14 protein-coding genes are annotated in these 22,522 nt (G+C 69.8%); 9 read left to right on the forward strand and 5 right to left on the reverse strand.

Going from position 1 to position 22,522, the window contains the following annotated elements; translation table 11 throughout:
- Positions 1–154: 154 nt before the first annotated feature.
- Positions 155–463, reverse strand: coding sequence for a hypothetical protein (locus WMF22_RS19520; RefSeq protein WP_437300568.1), 309 nt, complete (start codon positions 461–463; stop codon positions 155–157).
- Positions 464–640: 177 nt separating this feature from the next.
- Between WMF22_RS19520 and WMF22_RS19525 the strand changes: the two genes are divergently transcribed.
- The 5 genes from WMF22_RS19525 (at position 641) to WMF22_RS19545 (ending at position 7,437) form a co-directional block, all read left to right on the forward strand.
- Positions 641–1,120: a hypothetical protein gene (locus WMF22_RS19525; protein ID WP_437300569.1), complete on the forward strand. Its 480-nt coding sequence runs from the start codon at positions 641–643 to the stop codon at positions 1,118–1,120.
- Positions 1,117–3,288 (forward strand): ATPase domain-containing protein, encoded by a 2,172-nt coding sequence (locus WMF22_RS19530; RefSeq protein WP_437300570.1) that lies wholly within the window; start codon positions 1,117–1,119, stop codon positions 3,286–3,288. Before WMF22_RS19525 ends, WMF22_RS19530 begins: the two co-directional genes overlap by 4 nt.
- Before the next feature lie 9 nt (positions 3,289–3,297).
- The gene (locus WMF22_RS19535; protein ID WP_438036685.1) at positions 3,298–6,048 is read left to right on the forward strand and encodes a sensor histidine kinase; all 2,751 of its coding nucleotides are present in this window, start codon (positions 3,298–3,300) and stop codon (positions 6,046–6,048) included.
- Between the two features lie 252 nt (positions 6,049–6,300).
- On the forward strand, positions 6,301–6,762 hold the full coding sequence (locus tag WMF22_RS19540; RefSeq protein ID WP_437300572.1) for a hypothetical protein: 462 nt from the start codon (positions 6,301–6,303) through the stop codon (positions 6,760–6,762).
- A 219-nt stretch (positions 6,763–6,981) separates the two neighbouring features.
- On the forward strand, positions 6,982–7,437 hold the full coding sequence (locus WMF22_RS19545) for a hypothetical protein (RefSeq protein WP_438036686.1): 456 nt from the start codon (positions 6,982–6,984) through the stop codon (positions 7,435–7,437).
- Between the two features lie 162 nt (positions 7,438–7,599).
- Here the strand turns inward: WMF22_RS19545 and WMF22_RS19550 are convergent, their stop codons facing one another.
- Positions 7,600–7,761: a hypothetical protein gene (locus WMF22_RS19550; RefSeq protein ID WP_437300574.1), complete on the reverse strand. Its 162-nt coding sequence runs from the start codon at positions 7,759–7,761 to the stop codon at positions 7,600–7,602.
- Positions 7,762–8,265: 504 nt separating this feature from the next.
- Between WMF22_RS19550 and WMF22_RS19555 the strand changes: the two genes are divergently transcribed.
- Together WMF22_RS19555 and WMF22_RS19560 are read left to right on the forward strand one after the other, a co-directional pair.
- The gene (locus WMF22_RS19555; protein ID WP_438036687.1) at positions 8,266–8,712 is read left to right on the forward strand and encodes a hypothetical protein; all 447 of its coding nucleotides are present in this window, start codon (positions 8,266–8,268) and stop codon (positions 8,710–8,712) included.
- Between the two features lie 11 nt (positions 8,713–8,723).
- Complete coding sequence (locus tag WMF22_RS19560) at positions 8,724–9,074, forward strand: hypothetical protein (protein ID WP_437300576.1); 351 nt, start codon at positions 8,724–8,726, stop codon at positions 9,072–9,074.
- A 40-nt stretch (positions 9,075–9,114) separates the two neighbouring features.
- Here the strand turns inward: WMF22_RS19560 and WMF22_RS19565 are convergent, their stop codons facing one another.
- The 3 genes from WMF22_RS19565 to WMF22_RS19575 form a co-directional block, all read right to left on the reverse strand.
- A complete protein-coding gene (locus tag WMF22_RS19565) occupies positions 9,115–10,656 on the reverse strand; it encodes a hypothetical protein (RefSeq protein WP_438036688.1) in 1,542 nt (513 codons plus the stop codon).
- 49 nt (positions 10,657–10,705) lie between these two features.
- On the reverse strand, positions 10,706–12,274 hold the full coding sequence (locus tag WMF22_RS19570; protein ID WP_437300578.1) for a hypothetical protein: 1,569 nt from the start codon (positions 12,272–12,274) through the stop codon (positions 10,706–10,708).
- Positions 12,275–12,508: 234 nt separating this feature from the next.
- Positions 12,509–13,528, reverse strand: a complete 1,020-nt coding sequence (locus WMF22_RS19575; RefSeq protein WP_438036689.1) for an extensin family protein — start codon at positions 13,526–13,528, stop codon at positions 12,509–12,511.
- Between the two features lie 689 nt (positions 13,529–14,217).
- Here WMF22_RS19575 and WMF22_RS19580 point away from each other — a divergent pair.
- Both WMF22_RS19580 and WMF22_RS19585 read left to right on the forward strand, forming a co-directional pair.
- Positions 14,218–15,129 (forward strand): hypothetical protein, encoded by a 912-nt coding sequence (locus WMF22_RS19580; protein ID WP_438036690.1) that lies wholly within the window; start codon positions 14,218–14,220, stop codon positions 15,127–15,129.
- A gap of 366 nt (positions 15,130–15,495) precedes the next feature.
- Positions 15,496–22,203, forward strand: coding sequence for an RHS repeat-associated core domain-containing protein (locus WMF22_RS19585; RefSeq protein WP_438036691.1), 6,708 nt, complete (start codon positions 15,496–15,498; stop codon positions 22,201–22,203).
- The last annotated feature ends 319 nt before the right edge of the window (positions 22,204–22,522 follow it).

Below are 22,522 nucleotides of genomic sequence, written 5' to 3' on the forward strand. Positions count from 1 at the left end.
CGGTGTCAGGCCGCGCAAGGTCGAGCCGCGAGCGGGCGTGGAGCGCGAAGAGGCTCGCTCCGCGAGCCCTCCCGCAGCGGCATCGCGATGGACCGAGCGGCCCTTCCCCTCGCGAACTGCACGAGATGACGAGATGCGAGACCTCGAGAGAAATTCACAGGATGCGCGGGCGATGCTGCGCGAGGCGGCTGACGCGGCGACCTCCGCGCGCCGCGTCGTCCGTCACGTCCTCGAGGGGCTCGAATCCATCATCGCGCTCCGCGCCTCCGCCGGAAGCGCGCAGGACATCCATCGCGTGCGGGATCTGGTCGACGATCTCCGCGCCGCGCGGAGGTCGGCGGGCATCTCGTTGCGTGCGGCGCAGCGCACCGCGGACGGCGCGCTCCACGCGCTCGGCGGGGAGTCGCCCGGCGATCGAGCGCGGACTCGAGCCCGCGACCGCGCCGCGCTGAAGGGCCGGCACAGCTCGCACCGTCGGCGGATCCGGCGAGCGTCCCGAGCGCAAACGCCGCGACCGTCCGGCCTGAAGCGCGAGCGCCATGGCGACGCTGCCCGCGCGCGACCCCCTGATCGAGCGCGCGATGCGGCACCGGCATGAACATTGCTCTTCCCTGGCGACCGTCGAGGCGACGTAGCGCCCATGCGTGACGCGAACGAGCACAGCGCCTGCGTGGACGCCTGGATGGATCGGGCAGCTCGGGGCGCGCCGCCCGACCGCCTCATCCAGCTCTTCGAACGAGCGTTCAACGCCCTGTGGTGGCGCGCCCACGTCACCCTCGGGGAGGTCACGCTCGGCGCCATCGTGGATCGCGTTCTCTACTATGCCTCCGAGCGATCCCCGGTCCTCTCGTCGCTCAGGATGGAGTCGGGCGGGATCTGCTGCGTGGAGCTCCACGAGCGCGCCGGGGGCGTGCGCCGCGACCAGATCGAGGAGGGGCTCCGGTTTATCCTGGTGGAGTTCCTCACGGTCCTCGGAAACCTGACGGCGGAGATCCTCACGCCGGCGCTCCACGCGGAGCTCTCGAAGGTCGCGCAGGGGGAGGGGGGTGGGATCGAGAGAGCGTCGGAGAGCGCGCCCGGGATCTCCGAGGGCGAGGACGGCGAGGAAGTGGAGCCATGACGAAGAAGACGGCCATCGCGCGCATCGAGACGGGGGTGCGAAACCTGGATGGGCTGTTCGGGGGGGGGCTGCCGAAGGGGTCGATCGTCGTCGTCGCCGGCCCGCCGGGCGCGGGCAAGACGATCCTCACCCAGCAGATCTGCTTCCACAACGCCTCGGCCAGGACCCGGGTCCTCTACTTCAGCACGCTCTCGGAGCCGACCGCGAAGACGCTGCGCTACCTGAATCAGTTCGACTTCTTCGACGCCGGGAAGATCGACGGGGGAATCCAGTTCGTCGACCTCGGCGCCATCCTCCGGACGAAGGGCCTCGACGGCGCCTTTCGGCTCGTCATGGATCACGTCAAAAAGGTCAAGCCGTCCATGGTCGTCATCGACAGCTTCAAGGTCTTCGACGACCTCGCCAAGTCCAAGGAAGAGCTCCGGAAGTTCGGCTACGAGCTCGCGATCAACCTCATGGCGTGGGAGACCACCACCTTCTTCCTCGGAGAGTTCGGGCACGGCGACATCGAGACCAACCCGCTGTTCTCGATCGTCGACGGGCTGATCATGATCAACCAGCGCCAGGAGTCCGGCGAGCAGCGGCGGGTCATCCAGATCGTCAAGATGCGCGGCACCGACCACAGCCGCGAGGAGCACTCGTTCGCCATCACGCGGGCCGGCATCGACGTGTTCGCGCCCCGCCTCACCATCCACCGGGCGGCCGTCGAGGGCAAGGAGCCGCGCCTCAGGACGGGCATCTCGAGGCTCGACGAGCTCCTCGGAGACGGGATCCCGCGTGGCTCCAGCCTCCTCATCGCCGGCGTGGCGGGGACCGGCAAGACGGTGCTCTCGCTCGAGTTCATCTACCGCGGCGCGAAGGCCGGCGAGAAGGGGATATTCTTCTCCTTCGAGGAGAGCGATGCGCGGCTGCGCGCCACCGCCCGTGGCCTCGGCTGGGACCTCGACGCCGAGATCGAGCGCGGGATGGTCGAGATCGTCTTCATCCCGCAGCCCGACATCCTGGTGGAGGGGCACCTGCTCATGCTCAGCGAGCGGATCCTCGGCATGAAGGCGCGGCGTGTGGTCGTCGATTCGGTCTCGGTCTTCCTGCACAAGGTCAAGGACCCGCAGGTAGACCGAGAGAAGATCTTCCAGCTCGCCAGCGTCATCCACAACGCGCAGGCGGTCGGCTTCCTCGCCACCGACATCCCCTACGGCACCAACCAGATCAGCCGCTTCGGCGTCGAGGAGACCGTGGTCGACGGGGTCATCCTCCTCTCCTCGACGGAGGAAGGGCTCGAGCGCCAGCGCTACATCGAGATCTACAAGCTCAGGAACACCGCCCACCTCAGGGGCCGGCACAGCATCCACATCGGCCCGGGCGGGCTCATCGTCTATCCCCGTTACAACGCGGAGGCGGCGTTCGGCGAGCCGCCGCCCCCCCTGGACACGGCGCGGCGCCTGCCCTCCGGCGTGCCCGGGCTCGACGGGCTGCTCGGCGGAGGGCTGCTCGAGCGCAGCGTCACCCTCCTCTCCGGGAGCGCGGGCATCGGGAAGAGCACCCTGTCGCTGCAGTTCCTCCTCGAAGGCTGCCGCCGCGGAGAGCCGGGGCTCTACCTCGCCCTCGAGGAGGGGCCCGCGCAGCTCATCAGGACCGCGGAGGCGCTGGGGCTGCCGCTCCAAGAGGCGATCGAGAAGGGGCTCGCCGAGGTCATCTACCTCTCGCGGGAGCGCGTCCGCCCGAGCCAGCTCCTCTCGCTCCTGACCGACAAGATCCGCACGCAGAAGACGCGTCGATTCGTCCTCGACAGCGTGAGCCACCTCGCGGCCGAGGGCATCCCGGACGACGAGCTGCGGCAGCTCCTCTACGCGCTGATCACGCGGTTCAAGGCGCTCGGCGTGACCACCCTGCTCACGCTCGAGTCGAGCGTGATGTACTCCAGCGAGACCGTCACCGACCGCAGGTTCTCTCCGGTGGCCGACAACCTCGTCGTGCTCCGGTACACGCCCATGCCGGGCGAGATCAGGCCGACCCTCATGGTCGTGAAGACGCGCGGCAGCGAGCACGATTTCGGCGCCTACCACTTCACCGTGGGGAAGGGCGGCGCCCGGATCGGGCGGCGCGCTGACCTGGGTGCCCCTCTGGCGGCGAAGAACACCGAGCGCCGGAGGCGAACGACGAAATAGGAGGCGGGGATGAGCACCGGCCGCCGGAAGAAGGAACCGCCGAGAGCGCACCAGAGAGAGGCGAGGAGCGACGACGCGCGCGGCGAGCAGGAGCCGGCGCGGCGCGGCGGCGAGGCTCCGGCCGCCGGAGGCCTCGAGCGCGCGTACCCTCGCGTCCTGTACCTCTACGAGATCAGCAAGCAGCTCACGCGCTTCGAGGGCGCCGAGCGGACCGTCCCGTCGGTCCTCGCGACCCTCGCGCGGGCGCTCCCCCTCCGCACCGCGCTCGTCCTCCTGGGAGTCCCGGGTCGCCCCGGGGTCAAGACCATCGTCTGGAGCGCCGAAGGTGTCGGCGCCGATCGACTCCAGGCAGCGAGATCCCGTGCCGCGACCTCGTACGCTTACCTCACCGGCTCGGAGGCCGCGCGGCCGGCCGATCCGGACGGCGGGCCGGCCGCGGCGAGCGCGCCCTCCGGACAGCCTGCCGGGGCCCCGCGGGCCGAGGCAGAGGAGCGCGGGTGCTTCCTCGTCCTCCCTCTCGTCATCGACCGCGGGCCGATCTTCGGCGCTCTCCAGATCGAGGGCGCCGCCCGTCTGGAGGAGCCGGATCTCGTGTTCATGAACGCGGCGGTCAACCAGCTCGCGATCGCGCTCGATCGCCAGGCGATCATCGACGCCAAGCAGGCGGTCGCGGAGGAGGCGCGTGCAGCGGCCCAGCGGAGGCAGGCCGAGGCCGACGAGCAGCGGGCGCTCGCCGAGGCGCTGCGGCAGCGCTACGAGGCGCTGGTGGACAACCTCGCTCGAGCGTTCGTCTGGGAGGCCGACGCGCGCACGCTCCAGGTCCTGTACGTGAGCGCGCGGGCCGAGGAGCTCCTCGGCTATCCGCGCGCGCGGTGGCTCGCGGAGCCCGACTTCTGGAGCCGCTGCGCCGAGCCGGACGATCGCTGCGAGCTCGAGCGGGCGCTCCGGAGGACGCTGGCCGCCGAGCGGGACCAGCGCTGCGACCATCGCTGCCGGACGGCGGACGGTCGCGTGCTCTGGCTCCACACCGGCATGCACCTGGTGAAGGACAGCGCCGGCGCGCCTCGGCTTCAAGGTGTCTCGATGGACGTCACCCCCGCGAAGGAGGTGGAGGCGAGGGTCCGTGAGCAGCTCGAGTTCACGCGGGCGGTGACCGGCAGCATCGGCGAGGGCGTGATCGCGATGGATCGCGAAGGGCGGATCACCTTCTTCAACCCCGCGGCCGAGCGCTTGCTCGGCTGGACGACGGAGGAGGTCGTGGGGCGGCGCGTCCAGGAGGTCGTCCGGTTTCGACGCGCGGATGGGACGTCCATACCTGACGAGGATCACCCCGCGCTGCGAACGATCCACACGGGCGAGCCGGTCCGGAGCGACGAGGACGTGGTTTCACGCCGGGACCGAGCGGCCTTGCACGTCAGCTGCACGTTCGCCCCTCTGCAGCGAGCAGGGCAGGTCTCGGGGGCGGTGCTCGTCTTCCGGGGTATCATGGAGGTGAAGCGAGCCGAGCAGGTGCAGCGATTGTTCGCGGAGGTCAGCGCGGTCCTCGCCTCCTCGCTCGACTACGCGGAGACGGTCTCCTCGGTGGCGCGCCTGTCGGTGCACGCCCTGGCCGATCTCTACTTCGTCGACCTGGTCGACGAGAATGGCCGTGTCGAGCGCCTCGCGCCGACGTCCGCCGATCCCGCGAAGCAACGGCTGGCCGAGCGGATGGGGGATTTCGCCCAGCGGCCGGGCTGGGAGACCCCGCAGGCGCGGGTGCTGCGGAACGGCGAGCCGCTCCTCATCCCTGAAATCACCGAGTCTGCCGTGGGGGCCGCCGCCCACGATCCGGGCCATCGAGGGTCTCTCCGCGCAGGAGGCTCGGGAGCGGTGATGGTGGTGCCGCTCGTGGCCCGCGGGCGGACGATCGGCACGCTCACGTTCGTGACGGCGGAGCCGAGCCGCCGCTACTCCGCCGCCGATCTGGTGGTGGCCGAGGAGGTGGCGCGCCGGGCCGCCACGGCCGTGGAGAATGCGCGCCTGTACCAGCACGCGCAGCGCGCCATTCGCACGCGGGACGATTTCCTCGCCATCGTCTCTCACGATCTCAAGAATCCGTTGAGCGCCATCTTGACGGCCGCGGCTCTCCTCATGCGGACATTGCCGGCCGACGAGGCGGGAGCGCACGACAGGAGGAAGGCCGAGGTCATTCTCCTCGCCGCGCAGCGGATGCTCCGGATCATCGGTGATCTGCTCGACGTCGCCGCCATCGAGGCGGGCCGGCTGTCGGTGGAGAAGCGGATGCACGCGGCGGGCGCGCTCGTCCACGACGCGATCGAGATGGAGCGGGCGCTGGCGGCGCAGAAGCACCTGGTGCTCGAGGGCGAGATCCGCGGCGGGGGCGACTTCGAGGTGCGCTGCGATCGCGAGAGGGTCCTCCAGGTCTTCGCGAACCTGATCGGCAACGCGATCAAGTTCACCGCGGAGGGAGGGGCCATCACGGTCCGAGCGGAGCCACGCGGCGACGAGGCGCTCTTCGCCGTGACGGACACGGGGGCGGGGATCCACGCCGACGAGCTCCCTCACATCTTCGATCGTTTCTGGCAGGTGTCGGAGACCGCGCGTCTGGGGACCGGGCTGGGGCTCACCATCGCGAAGGGCTTCGTGGAGGCCCTCGGCGGGAGGATCTGGGCGGAGAGTCAGCTCGGCGCTGGCGCCACGTTGTTCTTCACGCTCCCCCTCGCCCGGCCGGAGGGAGCCGCCGCCGGAGGGAGCCGCTAGAGAACGTCGTCCCGCGCCCCCAGCCTGCGCGTAGTAGCGAGCGGTGCAATGACAAGTCGCAGCTGCCTTGTGTTCGCGCTTGTTGCCGGTATCGCTGGCGCCTTCATTGGACGCGCCTCGCCGCGCGACGCGCCAGGCGCACAAGCATTTCCGAGCGCATCGTCCCCGAGTTCGACGGCGGCATCTCCCGGCCGTGGCTGCAGAGAGGAACGCGCCGTTCTCGCCTCGACCAGGGCACAACTGGAACTCTGCATGGCCCTTCGTTCGCGGGTTCCCGAGGCCGAGCCATCTGGCGTTGCCAATCCATCCGAGGTCGATCCTCCGGAATCCCAGCCCTTCGACCAGCGCATGTCGAAGGTCGAAGAGATCCGTCGGAATCGCCGGCTCTTGGACAGCTATTCCGAGGCCGTGGTCGTCCAGCACCATGATGGGAGAACCGGTGTCTACAAACCTGACGAATGGCCGGATGACGGCGATGGGTACATCGTCGCGCGCAAGTTGCCCAGCGGACGGCTCGGAGTTTATGCAGGGCCAGACGCCGGACCACGCACAGATCCCGACGCATTCCGGCCCTGGGATCCTCCGATCCCTCCGCGACGCGTCTGGAAGCGTGAACCGGATGGGACGATCACAATCGACGGAAAGCCTGCGAGCCCTGGCGTGCAGTTCATGTTCGGCGGAAAGATCGAACAACCGTCGAAGCCGCCGCAGTGAGAATGCGCCATGACAAGTTCTCGCGCCTTCGGGTTCGTCATCATTGCCGGGGCTGGCATCCTTGGCGTCTTCCTCGGACGCGCCGTACCCCACGATGCGCCAGGTGTCGCAGCGGATGCTAGGGGGTCACCCACGTCTCCGGGCACGACGCCTGCCGACGATGAGTGCGAGGCCGAACGAAGCGCCCTGGCCTCGACCAGGCAAAAATTGGATGTGTGCATGGCCATTGACACGGCGGAGCCAGAGGCCGCGCCGTCCAGCGTTCCTGAGACCCCCGAACCCGAGCCTCCAGCTTCCAATGTCGAGCCGACCCTCCAAGAGATCATCGCCGAAGAGATCAGGAGCTATCACGGTCGTCTGGACAGCCTACCCGAGGCTGTGATCGTTCAAGAGGCGGATGGAACGATCGGCATCCATAAGCCCGGCGATTGGCCGAGCGACGGCGACGGCCTCATCATCGGACGAAAGCTCCCCAGCGGAGAGATCGGATGGTATGCCGGGCCAGATGCTGGACCACGCTCCGATCCTGCCGCGTTTCGACCAACCAAGTCCGTAATCGTCTTTGCGCACGACTTCGTGCGCGAAGCAGACGGGGCGATCAGAGTACGTCGAGGTGCTCCCGCTTGGATAAAGCGCAGGCTCGGCGAGAGGGTCGATGCGCCGGCGAGTCCGTAGCTCATCGAGATCGATGCAGAACCGCTCTTCGGTCGCGCTGAGGCGCCGGCCGATTGCGGTCGGGCCAGGGCGGCGTGGGCGCGGAGGACGGCGCCGGGGGCGAGCTCTGGCGCGATGGAGAAGACCGCCCGATCCGTCGAACGAGCTGGCCCGCGACACGGCCTACTCCCGGAAGCGCAGCGTCTCCACGGCGACGCCATCCTCTCCTGTCGTCATGGTGCCGTCATGGCTCCAGCTCGTGCCGCCTTGGCCCGGCAGGCCCAGCTCGAAGGTGACCCCCTCCAGCGTGAGCTGGTCCTCGTCGAGGTAGGCGATCCCGATCACGTCGCCGCCGCGCCCGGGGCAGCCGTAGCCGCCGTCCGTCCCCTTGTCGCCCTCCCATCCCGTCTCGGTCAGGCGCCCGATGCCTCGGCCGGCCGCCCCAACTGGCGCACGGACAGAATTTGTACGCCTGGTTGCCCATTGACGCCACGCTCGACTGAGAAGAGTCTCGAGTGGTGCGGCTCGTCAGCGAACCTGCGGCGAGCCGCGGGGCGTGAGCTTAACTCTACTGCGGGAAGTCGAGCTGCGAGGCAAACCGCCATGACGCCAAGGAACCAGGGAAATAGGAGGCGAAATGCCGGGACGGCCCTTACTATCTCCTCTTGGCGGCCTTGGCGTCATGGTGGTCTGCCGGCTGATCTGGGGCAACCTCCAGCAATAGTGTTAAGGTGGGCATTGCACCATGCAGAGGCTCCCTATGATAGCGTCGTCTCCATGCGGGCAGATGCTCCCTGACGATATGGCGGTCAGCTCAACCGTCGGACCAGTTTTGCGACTGGAGGCGACATGAAGGTCAGTGTAATTCTGATCTGTGGCTTCGTTGCTGCGTGCAACTACGACATGGGTGAGTGCTACCTTCGGGATGATCGTGGTGAGGGCGTCGGCGCAGGCGTCATCACCCCGGGTGGGGCCGGAGGCTTCGGAGATGCGCCACCGGATCCGCAAGACGAGCTGGAGCGTTCCGAGTGCAGTGAAGCCGTTGAGGCAGCAGCCCAGGTGAATTGCGCATCCCCCGGCAGCAATACGTGCGTAGACCAGTGCGAGGCGATCGGTGCCTACTGCGTTCATCACGCTTCGCATCCGTACAGCCCGAGCAGCGGGGTTGGCGATCTGTACTGGTGCAAAGGTGGCAAACCCACGTGGACATGCTCTTATCAGTATTCAAATGGAGACAACTGCACCATCATCAATCCAATTGGAACTTGGCTTTGTCGATATCAGTTTGACAAGTAGAGGACGGGGAAATGACGCGTGAGCGGCAAGTGGCGCAGGCGCTCTCCGAGGGGCTTAACTGTCTCTCTGCGATCGTGGAGTCGCTCGACGTCGGTGCGTCGGTGTCCGAGCTCCCGACGAATGAATGGCTGGGGACTCTGTGCGCGATGGGAGACGCCTTCGATGCGATTCTATCCAGAGAGGTGACGACGACGCTAGTCGTGCGGCAGGCTGACTGTGACTTCGTGCGAAGGTTGGTCGGCTTGGTGCTGGAGTGGACGACTACGCGCCAGCCTCCACAAGAGCTGCGGACGATGATCGAGTCTATTTTGAAGATCTTCGATCGTCGCGGCACCGAATCTGCTCCTGATACGCAGAAGTGACGAGGCGCCCGCCAGCGTAAGAGCTCGCTCGCGACACGGCCTACTCAGGAAAGCGCAGCGTCTCCACGGCGACGCCATCCTCTCCTGTCGTCATGGTGCCGTCGTGGCTCCAGCTGGTGCCGCCTGGGCCCGGCAGGCCCAGCTCGAAGGTGACCCCCTCCAGCGTGAGCTGGTCCTCGTCGAGGTAGGCGATCCCGATCACGTCGCCGCCGCGCCCGGGGCCGCCGTAGCCGCCGTCGCCGCCGTCGCCGCCGCGGCCAGCGCTGCACGCCCGCGCGCCGTCGTAGCCGTCGCCGCCGTACCCGCCTCGTCCGGCTTGGCCGCCTTGCTGGGGCGGCCCTCCGTCGCCTCCCGCCCCGCCGGCGGGCGCCTTGATGACGCTGTCCCGGACCGTCACCCTGGCGTGCAGCGCGGCGATGCCGATCGACGGCGAGCCGTTCTCGCCGGCTCGACCCCCCCGGCCGCCACAGCCGCCAGCGCCTCCGGAGCCGCCGCCGGCCCCTCCCTTGTCCGCCGCCGTGCACACGGCGAGCCCGCCGCGCCGGCCGCCGCCCCCGCCTCCGCCCTGGCCCGGCGTTCCCCAACCGCCGTCCGTCCCCTTGTCGCCCTCCCATCCCGTCTCGGTGAGGCGCCCGATGCCCTGGCCGGCCGCTCCCGCCGCTCCCGGGGTCCCGGGGCGCCCGGACCGGCCGTGCTCGCAGGCGCTCCCCTCGCGCTCCGCGTGGCCGCCGAGGCCTGAGGTCGGGTCGGCCGCCGGCACCGGTTCGCCGGTGTCTCCGTCTTCGGCCCGCGCGGGCAGCCCATCACCGCCTTTGCCGCCGGTGCTCGACGTTCCGTCGTCACACGGGTTCGTCACCGCCGCGCCTCCGGGGATCCTGGCGGCGGAGCACGCGTTCTCACCGAGCAGGCCATCGGGGCCGGCCGCTGCTCGGCTCGGCCATGCCTCCCCGTCGTGGCCCGCCCTGCCGCCGTTGAGCGCCCTGATCTCGCTGCGGACGATCTCCACCGCGGTGTTGGACTGAACGAGCACCCCGATGGGGGCCCCGCTCAGGACCCACACGTGATCGAGCGTCGAGACCCCGTCCGCGGCCCCCGTGTCGCCGGGGCGCGCCGGCTCGACGATCACCGCGATCCGCTCATCCACCTCGGAATTGATGCGGCCGCGGCTGTCGCTGCTCCGGCGCCGCCATTCGAGGAAGTCGAAGCCGGCATGGATGTCCACGCCGGAAGGAAGCCTGATCGTCCCCACGAAGGTATCGGTGGGCATGAACACGCGACCGCGCCCGGTGCGAGCGAGCTCGATCGCCCGCTGGACCGAGCGAACCGGCCGGTCCTTCGTGCCGGGGTTCGCGTCGTTGCCGTCGAGGATCTCGCTGTTGACGAACACCCCGCAGCCGTCCATGGCGCGATCCGCGGCGAGCTCCTCCAGGCACGTCGACTCCGGGACGGCATCGCCCGGACAGGCGGACGGAGCGTCGCACGGCGGTGCGCCGCCCGGCTCGTTCACCTCCGGAGAGTTCCCGCAACCGGCCATGGCGAGCGGCAGGACGACGAACGGAAGGAACACGGACTTCACGCGCATGGGCATGCCTCACCGGAAGCGTCCCTGGGGACGCACGCTATCCAAGGCGCTAACGGGGCAGCTCGTTCGGCCCGCTGAACGCCTGGGTCTCCGCCGAAGGAGCGGAACCGCCTTTGCCAGCCACATCGAGCGTGCCGGCGTTCCCCGCGAGGCCGCCCTCGCCAGCCGGTCCGAACTTGATGACGGCGCCGGGCCGGAGGGCCAGGTTGGGGACCACGTAGGCGACGCCGATGGACGGGCCGCCGAGCCCGCCGCCGGCGTCGCCCCCGCGGCCGCCGTTGCCGCCGTAGCCGCCATGGCAGGCGTCCAACATCCCGGGCACGAACCCCTTGCCACCGTACCCACCGTGCTTGCCGAAGCCGCCCGGTTGGCCCGTTCCGCCGGTCCCCCCGTTCCCGCCGCGGCCCGTGACCACCTCGGTGGCCTCGATCGTGAGCTCCGTGCCCTCCAGCGCCACGATGCCGATGCTCGCGCCGCCGTAGCCGCCGCCCTTGCCGCCAAGGCCACCGCAGCCGCCGCCGCCCCCCGAGCCGCCGGCCGCCCCGGTCTGGGGTCGGGAGGCCGGGCACACGGGGAGACTCACGCCGTCGCGCGACTTGCTTCCACCCCCGCCGCCTCCGGCCTGGCCGACGCCGCCCCGCTCCCCGTCGTCACCGCGGACACCGATCCACCCGTCGTCGTTGAGATAGCCAATTCCGGCCGCGCCGCCGGCGCGGCCACGGTCCTCGCCGGGCGCGCCAGCTTTCCCGTCGCTGCACGCCGTGCTGCCGGCGCCGGCTCCTCCGAGGCCCTTGCCCTCGGGGTTCGGTGCGGGCTCGGGCTGTCCCAGAGCGCCGTCGCCCCCCTGCTCGATCCCGCCGTCGCCCCCGTACCCGCTCGTCGACTCGATGCCCTCGCCGCACGCGGTCACGACCGGGAGGGCGCCCATCGCGGCGTCCGCCGTGCAGGCATCCGCCCCGTCGTTCCCGAACTGCCCGCTCTGCGCGCGGGCGCTCGGCGCGTCCTCGCCGGGCTCCCCGTCCTTGCCGTTGCCCGCGATGACCACGCTCGACACCAGCTTCACCCTGGCGCCGTAGCTCAGGATCACCGCGATCGACGACCTGCCGTCGATCGCCGAGGCGTCCGCCGCCACGACGCGCACGCCGGAGATCGTCGACGTCGCGTCCTCTCCCTCGATGACGCGCAGCGGGACTCCCCCGGGCGGCGCGATGGTCGTCCGCTGAGCGGGCCCGCCGAACGACCAGTCGCCTCCGTCGCAGCGTCGGCCGCCCCAGAGATCGACGCCCGAGGGCAGGGAGATCGCCTCCTCGAACACCTCGCCGCAGGCGTACACGCGCCGGGTCGGCGCCTCGCCGCCGCCTCGTCCGGTCGTGGCCAGCTCGACCGCGCGCTGGAGCGTCTTCACCGGCGCGTCCTTCGTGCCGGCGTGGTCGTCGTCGCCGTGCTCGCTGGCGAAGACCCCGCACGCGTCGAGCGCCTGCGCCTTGCCGGGCTCTCCCTCGCACGGTCCGGGCGAGGGCTCCGGATCGGGGGCGCAGTCCAGCCCTTCCCAGCAAGCATCGGAATAACGGCACGCGGTCGACGTGCTCGCGCTCCACGCGCAGAGCACAACAGCCACAACGGATACTCGCCTGGTCGCGTTGCGCTCGTTCCGCATTCCGCGTGCACGGTAGTTGCGCCAGCCGCTCGGCGTCAACACGCAGGAACGGCATCAAGGATGCATTTGTCCGTGGAAAATGTCTCTCGATAACGCAATGCGACCCGCGGGTCAGCGGCATGTGCGGGCTCTTCGCTTCCGGCGGGCGCTCGATCCGTCCAGTGCAGCGGAGCGACACCGCGCCGTGACGCGCGCTCACTCCACCAGAAAGTAGCGCGCGTCTCGCTTGATATCGAAATGGAAGTGGTCCGCGTGCGCCTCGTTCGCGTTGGGCGTGAGAACGACGTTGAACAGCCCGCTCGTGGAGATGGAACAGAGGATCTCCCGCAGCTCGAGCGCGTGGGGGCTGGGCGCCTTCGGCTCCGATCCGGGGCCGCACGGCGGCGCGCCGATGGCGCCGAGCCAGTCGGCCTTCACGTCGAGTCGGGTCCCGTCGGCCTTCACGAAGGCAGCGACGTCGATGGCGAGACCGAGGGCGTGCTGGTTGGGGCGCCTGGGCGCCGCCGCCGGCTTCTTCGCGGCGCGCTCGCCCGGTTTCGCCGCTTTGACGGCGGCCTTCAGGGTCTTCTTGCCTGCCGGCGGCTTCGCGGGCGCCTTCGGCGGCGCCACGGCGCCGGCTGGACCGGGCCGGTGCATGCTGAAGTGCACAACCTCGACGATCCCGCGCGTCGTCAGGAAGGCGGCGAGATCGTCGAGCGCGAGGACCAGCCGGCAATCGGCGATGTCGAACGGGGAGGCCGACCTGGGCTTCGCCACGCCGTCGCCGCGGAACGTGACCCCGCGCAGCGCGCCGGTGATCCTGACCGGCCGGTCGACCAGCACGGCGCCGCGCGCCGGGGCGTGCGGGATCGCGCGGCGCTTCATCTCCCTGTCGCACGCGTCGGCCGAGAGCGCCCCGTAGGTGGCCGCGCGCGACGAGGCGGACCACGCGGGCAGCTCGAACCGCGCGCCGCCCCCGTCCCAGCCGCCGTCCAGGAGGGCGGCCGCGCCGTCCGCAGGCGCAGGCGCGCCGGCGTCGCCGTCCAGGGGGCCGTCCCCGCCATCCGCGAGCGCCGTCGCCGCACCGGGGGGCGCGGGCGCCGCCGCTGCGGGGGCGTCGACCGGCTCCTCCGAAGCGTGGCGTAGTGAGGCGATGCCGAGCGGCGTGAGGAGCGCCGCAGCGCCGATCAGGGCGGCGCCCAGGGTCAGCGCACGGCGGGAAGGGAGCGCGCTCATCTCTGGCGGAGCTTAGGAGAAACCGGGCAGTCTGGCAGCCTTCGTGGCACCGGACACGGTCCGGGGGAGGCTCCCCGCAGCCTTCCCGGCACCGGACACGGTCCGGGGGAGGCTCCCCGCAGCCTTCCCGGCACCGGACACGGTCCGGGGGAGGCTCCCCGCAGCCTTCGTGGCACCGGACGCGTTCCGGGGGAGGCTCCCCGCAGCTTTCGTGGCACCGGACACGGTCCGGGGGAGGCTGCCGGCAGCTTTCGTGGCACCGGACACGGTCCGGGGGAGACTGCCGGCAGCCTTCATGGCACCGGAGGCGGTGGTCGATAGCGGTGTTCGCCGGTTCATGGCACAGCGCGTGCCGCCCATTCACCGACACACTCAGCGCGCCTGTCACGGCGCCAGCAGCGCCCGAACCGATGGCTCGGGCTCCGCGAGGCCAGGCTCCCTTCTGCCAGGGCGACGGCGCTTCCAGCCCCGCGCAGGCCCGAGCGCCATGGCGCAAGATTACGACGTTTGGCCGCACCGCCGTCAGGAAATCAACGGGTAGGTCGATTGACGGCCTGGCGGGGATGATTATCCCTGCCCAGAACGTCCGGCGTGCCGCCTGGCGTCATCATCACATCCAGCGCGCGGGGTAGAGGAGCGCCTGTTCTCCGCTGCTCCGCGACGAAGTCCAACCGAGAGGTCATCCCCTCATGACGAAACCTTCTCCGCTCAAGAAGAAGCCTGCCCCGAAGAAGCCCGCGGCTCCGCTCCAGGCCGCGGCGGCGTTCGACAAGGCCCTGTCCGAGATCGAGGCGCTGAGCCCGGATCGGCTCATCGCCATCAACCTCGATATCCCCCGTGTTGTCTCCCAGGTGCTGGGCGTATTGCCTGGCCTCCTCGCGCTGAAGCCTGCCATTGCGGAGCGCTTGCCGCAGCACGATGTCGCGCTGCTGGACCGGCTCGAGACCTACGCGCTGGCCGCCTGGTATGCGCACCTCGCGTGGCTGTCGAGCGGAGGTGCCGAGAACGCGCTGAAGCCGCTGCTCGCGGAGGCAGCCCCGCTGCGCGAGAACCTGCTGAGCGACGCGGCGGCGCTCGCCCGCCGCGGTCTGCTCGACGCGGACACGGTCGCGGAGATCCGGGCCGGACAGGGGCACATCGACACGGCCAATGACCTCGTCGCCCTCTCGGCGCTCTTCACTGCGAGCTGGTCGGAGGTCGCCGGCAGGACGGCGGCGACCGAGGAAGAAGTGAGGCGCGCCGGGGAGATCGGGCCGCAGATCCTCGCGGCCCTCGGCGTGAGGGAGCACGGCAAGGGTCCCGGGCCGAGCGAGGCCGCGGACAGGAGGGCGCGGGCGTTCTCGCTGCTCGTCCACGCCTACGACCAGACCCGCCGCGCCGTCACGTACCTGCGCTGGAACGAGGGGGACGCCGATGCGATCGCCCCGTCTCTCTACAAGGGCCGCACGGGCCGCGCGGCGTCGTCCAGCGACACCGCCGCGGCACCGGCGGACGAGGCCCCGGCTGGACCGACGGAGCCGGCGTCGCCCGCCGCGCTGAACGTCGCGGCAGTGCCCGCGGTGCCCGGCGCCGCGCTGAACGGCACGACGCCCACCAGCTAACTGTCGCCGCCGCGCCCGGGCTGCCGTGGAGCGTCCCGGTCACGCCGTCGTGCGCGCTGAGCTCCCATACCGCCTCCATCCACCCAATCTCGGGTTAAGCGAGGCTCAGCCGATAGCCGCGTTCGACGTCGAGGCAGCGCGCACGCCATCGCACGCGCTTTCACGCCCGGATGACCCCGTCCTCATCATGGACGGCCAATCGCTGCTCGACGAGGGCAGCTGTGGCGCCCGCCGCGCGCACGCCGCACCGGCACGGATGCAGTCACGAATGCCTCGACATCGGCATGGATGGCGCGGTTGGGCATGAGCGCGGCGCTTGACGCGCGATGCTGCGCCGTGGCACTGCTGTTCGCCGGGGAGGCTGCGATGGCGCCGATTCCGCGTTGTGTGCACCGGGCATTGATCCCGCTCTGGATGTTTCTGACTTGCGTGCTCGGGTCGGGCGGGTGCTATTGCGCCTTCGGCGAGCCGGTTCCGGAGCCGCCTGGCCTCGTTGCCTGCCGGACGCAGCGCGCGCACAGCCCTGCCACGTCCCGTCCCGCGCCGGAGGTCGAGACCGTCGCCGCCGGCACCATCCCCGGGGCGTTTTCCATCACGAGCACCGGTGAGGCCGTGTACACCATGGAGCTGGCCTCCCCGCCCTCGCGCGCGGGCATGGGTCCTGGGCTCCAGATCGTCTACCGGAGCGACGGCGGCGACGGCGTGCTCGGCAACGGCTTCTCCCTCGCCGGGCTGTCCGCGATCACACGATGTCCGAAGAGCCTCGCGCAAGACGGGGAGATCCGCGGCGTGCGGTACGACGGAGACGACGCGCTCTGCCTCGACGGCCAGCGCCTCGTCGACGTGGGAGAGGGGCCGGGAACCATCGAGTACCGCACGTTCCCGGATACCTTCGTCAAGGTGGTCGGTCACTATCCTCCGGAACGTAGCGGGCCCGCCGAGGCGCTCTTCTTCGAGGCGTATCTGCCCTCCGGCCGCGTCGTGGAGTACGGGCGCGCCGACGGCAGCAAGCCGCTCGCGCGAGGCGGCGTCCCGCGCGCGTGGCTCGCGAACGAGGCCCGCGACGGCCGCGGCAACGCCATGACGTACGCGTATTGCCTCGCAGAGGCCGAGGACGGCCATGCGGCCGAATACGCGGTGGACGAGATCCGCTACACGAGCTTCGAGGGCACGCCGTCGCTCGAGCCTTCCCGGGCGGTGCGCTTCGTGTACGGGACCAAGGACTCGGCCGCGGTTCGCATGGGCTACTCGGGTGGCATGGCGCTCCAGCGCTCGCTTCGCCTGGAGGAGATCCAGATGCTCGGTCCGGGCGACGCGCTGGTCCGGAGCTACGGTTTCCGCTACGAGCTCAGCCCGACGACGAGCCGGACGCTCCTCACCCAGGTCGAGGAGTGCGCGAGCGACGGGGTCTGCAAGCCTCCGACACGGTTCCAGTACAGCCGCGGAAAGCCCGGATTCGAGCGGCTCACGACGGACATCGACAAGCCGGTCTCCGAGAAGGCGAGCCCGATGGTGTTCGACATCGACGCCGACGGCCTCGACGATCTCGTGATTCCGGACATCGTCCCGGGGTCCAGCACGCCGTCGCATCCGATCACCACGTGGCAGGTGGCGCGCAACCTCGGGCCCAGCGCCTCGCCGTCCTTTCTCGCGGCGCCGGAGCGCGCCTTCCTCCAGGATTGGCTGTTCGCCGCCGATGCGGATGGACCGTCCGACCCGGCCCTTCTTCAGCCCGAGCTCGGGACGGTGCTCGATTACAACGACGATGGGCAGATGGACGTCTTTCTCCACGACGTCTTCGACACCAGGACCACATGGCACGTGCTCCTGTCCCGGCCGGACCGGACCTTCGCGCTGCATGACACGGGCATCCGCCGGCTGTTCCCGCTCGGGAGCACGCCAAAACCGCCGAGCCTGAGCAGCCCCGTCGCCTCGGTGCACCTCGCCGATCTCGACGGCGACTCGGTGCCGGATCTGATCCAGTGCCAGGACCACGTCGAGGAGCTGGTACCGGATCCGGTGTCCGCCGTGTGGACCGTCCACCTCTGGAGGCCCGCGCGCGGCGCGACGCCCGCGGGGTTCGGCCCCACGGGCGAATCGATCGAGGTGCTCAGCCTCTATCCATGCGATGTGGAGCTCCACACGCTCGACATCGACGCCGACAGCAAGATCGATCTCGTCGTGCCTTCCCTGATGTTGTGGAATGACGGGACGCCCCTCATCGGAGAAAGCTACGAAGCGATCATGCGCCGGGGCGAGGGGCGCTGGGAGCTCATCGACACCAAGCTCCCTGTCGTGCGGCGCGGGGGCCGCGTCGTCTTTCTCGACGTCAACGGCGACGGCCTGCCCGATGCCGTCGAATCCGGCAGCAGCGACCACCAGCTCTATACCTACCTCAACACGGGGCCGACGTTTGTGATGTCGCCCTTCCGGACCGTCGACGCGTTCAGCTTCGGCGATCTGCTGGGGGCCCCGGATCACGACGCGCTCTTCCGCCTCGCGGTGCCGCTCGACTTCAACGGCGATGGACGGCAGGATCTGCTCATGCCCGTCCCACCAGGCATGCTGCTGAGTGGCTCCAATGTCCTCCCCTCCTGGGCCGTCCTGCAAGCGACGGGCGACCTGGCGGGGCCGCCGTTCAAGCTCGTCGATGCAGGGGTTCCTTTCGAGGCCAAGCTCGGCGACGCGATCACGCTCGCCGATCCGCGCGGCCCGCGCACCGGCGATCTCGACGGGGACGGGGCCCAGGACGTGATCCTGGCGCTCGGCGGCGTGTTCAACGTCTTCCAGAACCTCTCGGCCGACCAGGATCTCCTGGTCGCGGTCTGTGACGGGATGAACGCGCACGAGCCGACCGAGCCGGGCTTCGTGCCCAACGTGAGCATTTCGTACGGCCACCTGACCGATGCGCTGGTCACGAGCGGAGGCGCGGAGGAGGATCCTGACCGGAGGAGCGCGCTCTACGTCGCGCGTTCCGGCGCGGCGGACGACTGCGGCTATCCTCGGCGTTGCGTCGCGGGCCCTCGCCGGGTGGTCAGCGCGTACGCGCTCAACAACGGCGCGGATCGAGCGAGGCGCTTCGAGGTCGGCTACCGCGACGGGCGCTACCACCGGCTGGGCCGCGGATTTCTCGGCTTCGGCGAGCGGATCGTCACCGACCTGGATACGGGGGCCGTGACGATCGACGTCTACGACCACGGCACCTTCGACGACGAGCTCCAGGTCTTTCCCTTCGCGGGGAGCATCCAGCGGACGCTGCGCGGGGCTCCGGGGCTCGCGAGCCAGCCCAGGCCGGAGCTGATCGAGCTCTCGTTCCGCGACGTGACGCGGACGCTCGTGCCGACCAACGACGGCGCCACGTACTTCACGCTGCCCACCGAGCGCCGGGTGAGGCGAGCGCAAGGGGTCTATCCGCCCCCGGGCGGGGACGCGACATCGATCGAGGTGTACGTGCGGGAGATCGAGCGCGGCGGCGATGGCGCGACGCTGCTGCGCGACTCGATATCGAAGGTGACGGACTTCGACACGTTCGGCAACGTGCGCGCCGAGGAGGTGTCGACGGAGGGCGCCGACCTGACGCTCGAGGTCACGCGGTCGTTCAAGAACGATACAGGGCGCTGGGTCCTCGGCCAGCTTGAAACGCAGAAGGAGTGCAGCGCGGCGGCGGGGATGTCGCAGTGCAGGACCCTCAAGCGAACGAACACGATCCACGGCGAGGTGGAGACCGAAGCCACCGAGAGCGACGACGGCCTGCCGGACACGAAGCTGAAGCTCACCTATGCGCGCGACGCCTTCGGGAACATCACCGGCGTCATGGCGGAGGACGCCTTCGGGCACAAGCGCACATTCAGCACGGGCTTCGACGAGGAGGGCATGTTCCCCGAGAAGTACGTGAACGCGGCCGGGCACACCACGCTCGTGGAGCTCGACGACGCGCTCGGCGTGCTCCTCAAGCGGGTCGATCCGAATCAGCTCGTGACGACGTGGGCGCACGACGGCTTCGGGCGGCTCGGCATCGAGAGGCGCCCGGACGGCACGACGACGACCGTCACCCTCGCTCGCAGCAAGGAGGGTGGCCCGGAGCAGGACGCGTGGCGGGTGAGGCAGCGGAGCATCACGACCGGCGGTGCCGACGATACGGTGGAGTTCGACAGCCTCGGCCGCCCGATCCGATGGCTGGGACACGGGCCCGAACCGGAGCCGTCGGAGGGCTCGGGTGATGCGAAGCGCATCATGCAGGAGATCGGGTACGACGCGCTGGGCGAGCACATCGCACGGCGCTCGGTGCCGGTCAGGGAGGACACCCCCGAGAGCGCGATCCTGTACGATCGCTACGAGTACGATGCGGCGGGCCGCGAGGTGCGCCATACGACGCCGTGGAACGCGGTCACGACGACGGCGTACGATGGCCTGCAGGTGCGCGTCACCGATCCGCTCGATCATGTGACGGTGACCGAGCAGGACCCGCTGGGGCGCATCAAGACCATCACCGACGCGGCCGACGGGATCACCCGTTACGCGTACGGCCCCTTCGGACTGTTGCACACGGTCACCGATCCGGGCGAGGCGGTGACGCGCACGACGCGCGACGCATTCGGCCGCGTCCGGCAGCTCGACGATCCCGATCGGGGCACGACGGTCTCGATGCATGACGGCTTCGGCGAGCTGATTTCACAGGCCGATGCGCTCGAGCGAAAGGTCACGTGGACGTACGACGCGCTCGGTCGACCCCGCTCACGCGTGGACCAGGACGGCGCGGAGAGCCTGACGACCTCGTGGACCTGGGACACCGCGGCGCATGGCGTCGGGAAGCTGCACACGCTTGCGAGCCCCGACGGGGAGAAGACGTACGGATACACCGGCCGTGGCCAGCTCGACACGATCGCGCTCCGCATCGACGGCGAGCGCTCTCCGCTGGAGGTCAGGCTGGGTTACGACGAGCTCGGCCGCGTCGAGACGATCACGTACCCGGCGCCTGCCAGCGCGGCTCCGTTCGTCGTGGCCCACGATCGCGACGCGCACGGGCATGTGCTCGCCGTGCGCGACAGCGGAACGAACCTCGCCTACTGGCGCTTGGCGGACGTGGACGACGCGGGGCGCTTCCGGGAGGAGGTGTTCGGCAACGGCGCCATCACGGAGCGGAGCTACTTCGCGGACAAGCAGCGCCTGAGGCACATGGCGACGCAGAGCGGCGCGGGGGAGGTGCAAGACCTTGACTACGGGTTCGACGATCTCCTCAATCTCACGCGCCGCACCGACGCGCTCCAGCCAGAGAACACGACGGAGCGCTTCCGGTACGATCCGATCCAACGGCTGACGTGCGCGTACTTCGGCGCTCTCGAGAGCGCGACGGCACCCTGCGCGCTCCGCTACGACTACCACCCGAACGGCAATCTCACCTTCAAGTCGGACGTCGGCGACCTCTCGTATGACGACCCGCTGCACCCGCATGCGATCACCGGCGCGGGCACCGACAGCTACGCGCATGACGCCGTCGGGAATCAGACCGCGCGGCCCGGCGGCACGACGGTGCGCTACACGCCGTTCGATCTGCCGGAGCGCATCACGCAGGGCGCGAGCACCATCACGTTCGGCTACGACGGCGACCAGCAGCGGATCCGCAAGACCACGCCGGAAAAGGAGACGCTCTACTTCGGCGATCTGTACGAGCGGGTCACCGAGGCGGCGTCGGGCGCCGTGGAGCACCGGTACCACGTCCACTCGCCGGAGCGCGTGGTGGCGATCGTGACCCGGGGAGGCTCGGACGACGGCACGCGCTACGTGCATGTCGATCACCTCGGCTCGATCGATGCGCTCACCGACGAGGACGGCGACGTGATCGAGCGGAGGAGCTACGATCCGTTCGGGCAGCGCAGGAACCCCGTGTGGGGGGAGCGCCCGCCTGCGTCGTTCCCGAGCGAGACGGCGCAGGGGTTCACCGGGCACGAGAGCGACGACGAGCTCGGCCTCGTGAACATGAAGGGCAGGATCTACGATCCCAGGATCGGGCGGTTCTTGACGACGGACCCGATCGTTTCGATTCCGTCCTTCGGGCAGAGCTGGAATCCGTACAGCTACGTGCGCAACAGCCCGCTCAATCATGTGGATCCGAGCGGGTTTCAGGAAGAGCCGGTGGAGGAGCCGATCCTGCCGGTCTACTCGGTGGTGCACCCGGAGCAGTACGCCGTGGAGCTCTTCTACTCGCCGCCGAAAGCAAACCAGCCTGAAGAGGGGCCGCGCGAGGCCGTGGAGGTCGGCGCCACGACGGCGCCTATCGACGTGGGCACGACCGGAAGCTCGTCCGGGTACGTGCCGCAGCCGGTGACCGTCTCGCCGGAGCACTCGGGCGCCGGCGGCCCGGGCACCGTCGTCGGCCAGACCTTGCTGGGCGCCGCGGAGGGGACGCGCGACCTCGGAGCAGGGATCGGGCGGATGCTCGTGCTGAATGCGCTGACGCTCGGGATGTACAGCGGCTACGAGTTCGCCAGCGCGATGTGGGACGGCTACGACGAAGACGGCCTCGTCGGCGCGCTCAATGCCGTCAACCCGCTCTACCAGATTGGGCGCAACGGCGCCGACACGGCCCTTGCTATCGACCGGAGCGACTATCGGGCGGCGGGCTCGGCGGGGGTGAAGGCGATCCTCGTCGGCGCGGCCACGGTGTTCGGTGCGGGCAGAGGGCTGGGAGCGCTCGCGGAGGGGTCGACGGCAGCAGCGGGAGCCGCAAGGGGGGGTGTGGTGGCCGGAGAAGCCGGTCGGTTCGCCGCTCTCGATGCCCGACGTCTTGTCGGAGACGGGCTGACACCGCATCATATGCCGCAGGCGGCTCTCGGCTTCACTTCCCGAGCGGACGGAGGGGCGTTGGTCATGATGGCCGAGGAGCACGCCGCAACACGGACCTACGGCGCACTCGGTCGCGTTACGGCACGAACCGAGGCCGGAATGTCGTTCCGTGATGTGCTCGCTCGTGACATCCGCGACGTCCGCCAAGTTGTCGGCCCCAAGTACGACCAAGGGCTCCGCGATTTATTGCAGTTCTATAGGCGAGATTTCCCCGAACTCATGGAGAGATAGGTAATGACTGTTCGCAAGGAGGTGGAAGAATTCGTTCGGCTTGGACCACTCCCAGATTCTGGCGCTTCTGAGGAGACAATCGCGCTGCACCAGGCACACCTGCAGCGCATCAAACGGCCGCTGACGGACGAGGAGGCCGCGCTGTTGGTTGGCTCGTTCGGGCCGGACGATTGTTACGGCCTTGCATGGACCCTCCTCCACCTTATCGAATCGGCTCCTGGAGGAAGTCCTATCAAGACCGAACCGCGCCCTACCGATAACGAGTGGATTCGTCGGCTGTGGGCGAGTTCCCATAGATAGAAACATGGGAGCTACGACC

The sequence above is a fragment of the Sorangium sp. So ce204 genome (assembly GCF_051526795.1).
GTDB classification, from domain to species: domain Bacteria; phylum Myxococcota_A; class Polyangia; order Polyangiales; family Polyangiaceae; genus Sorangium; species Sorangium cellulosum_B.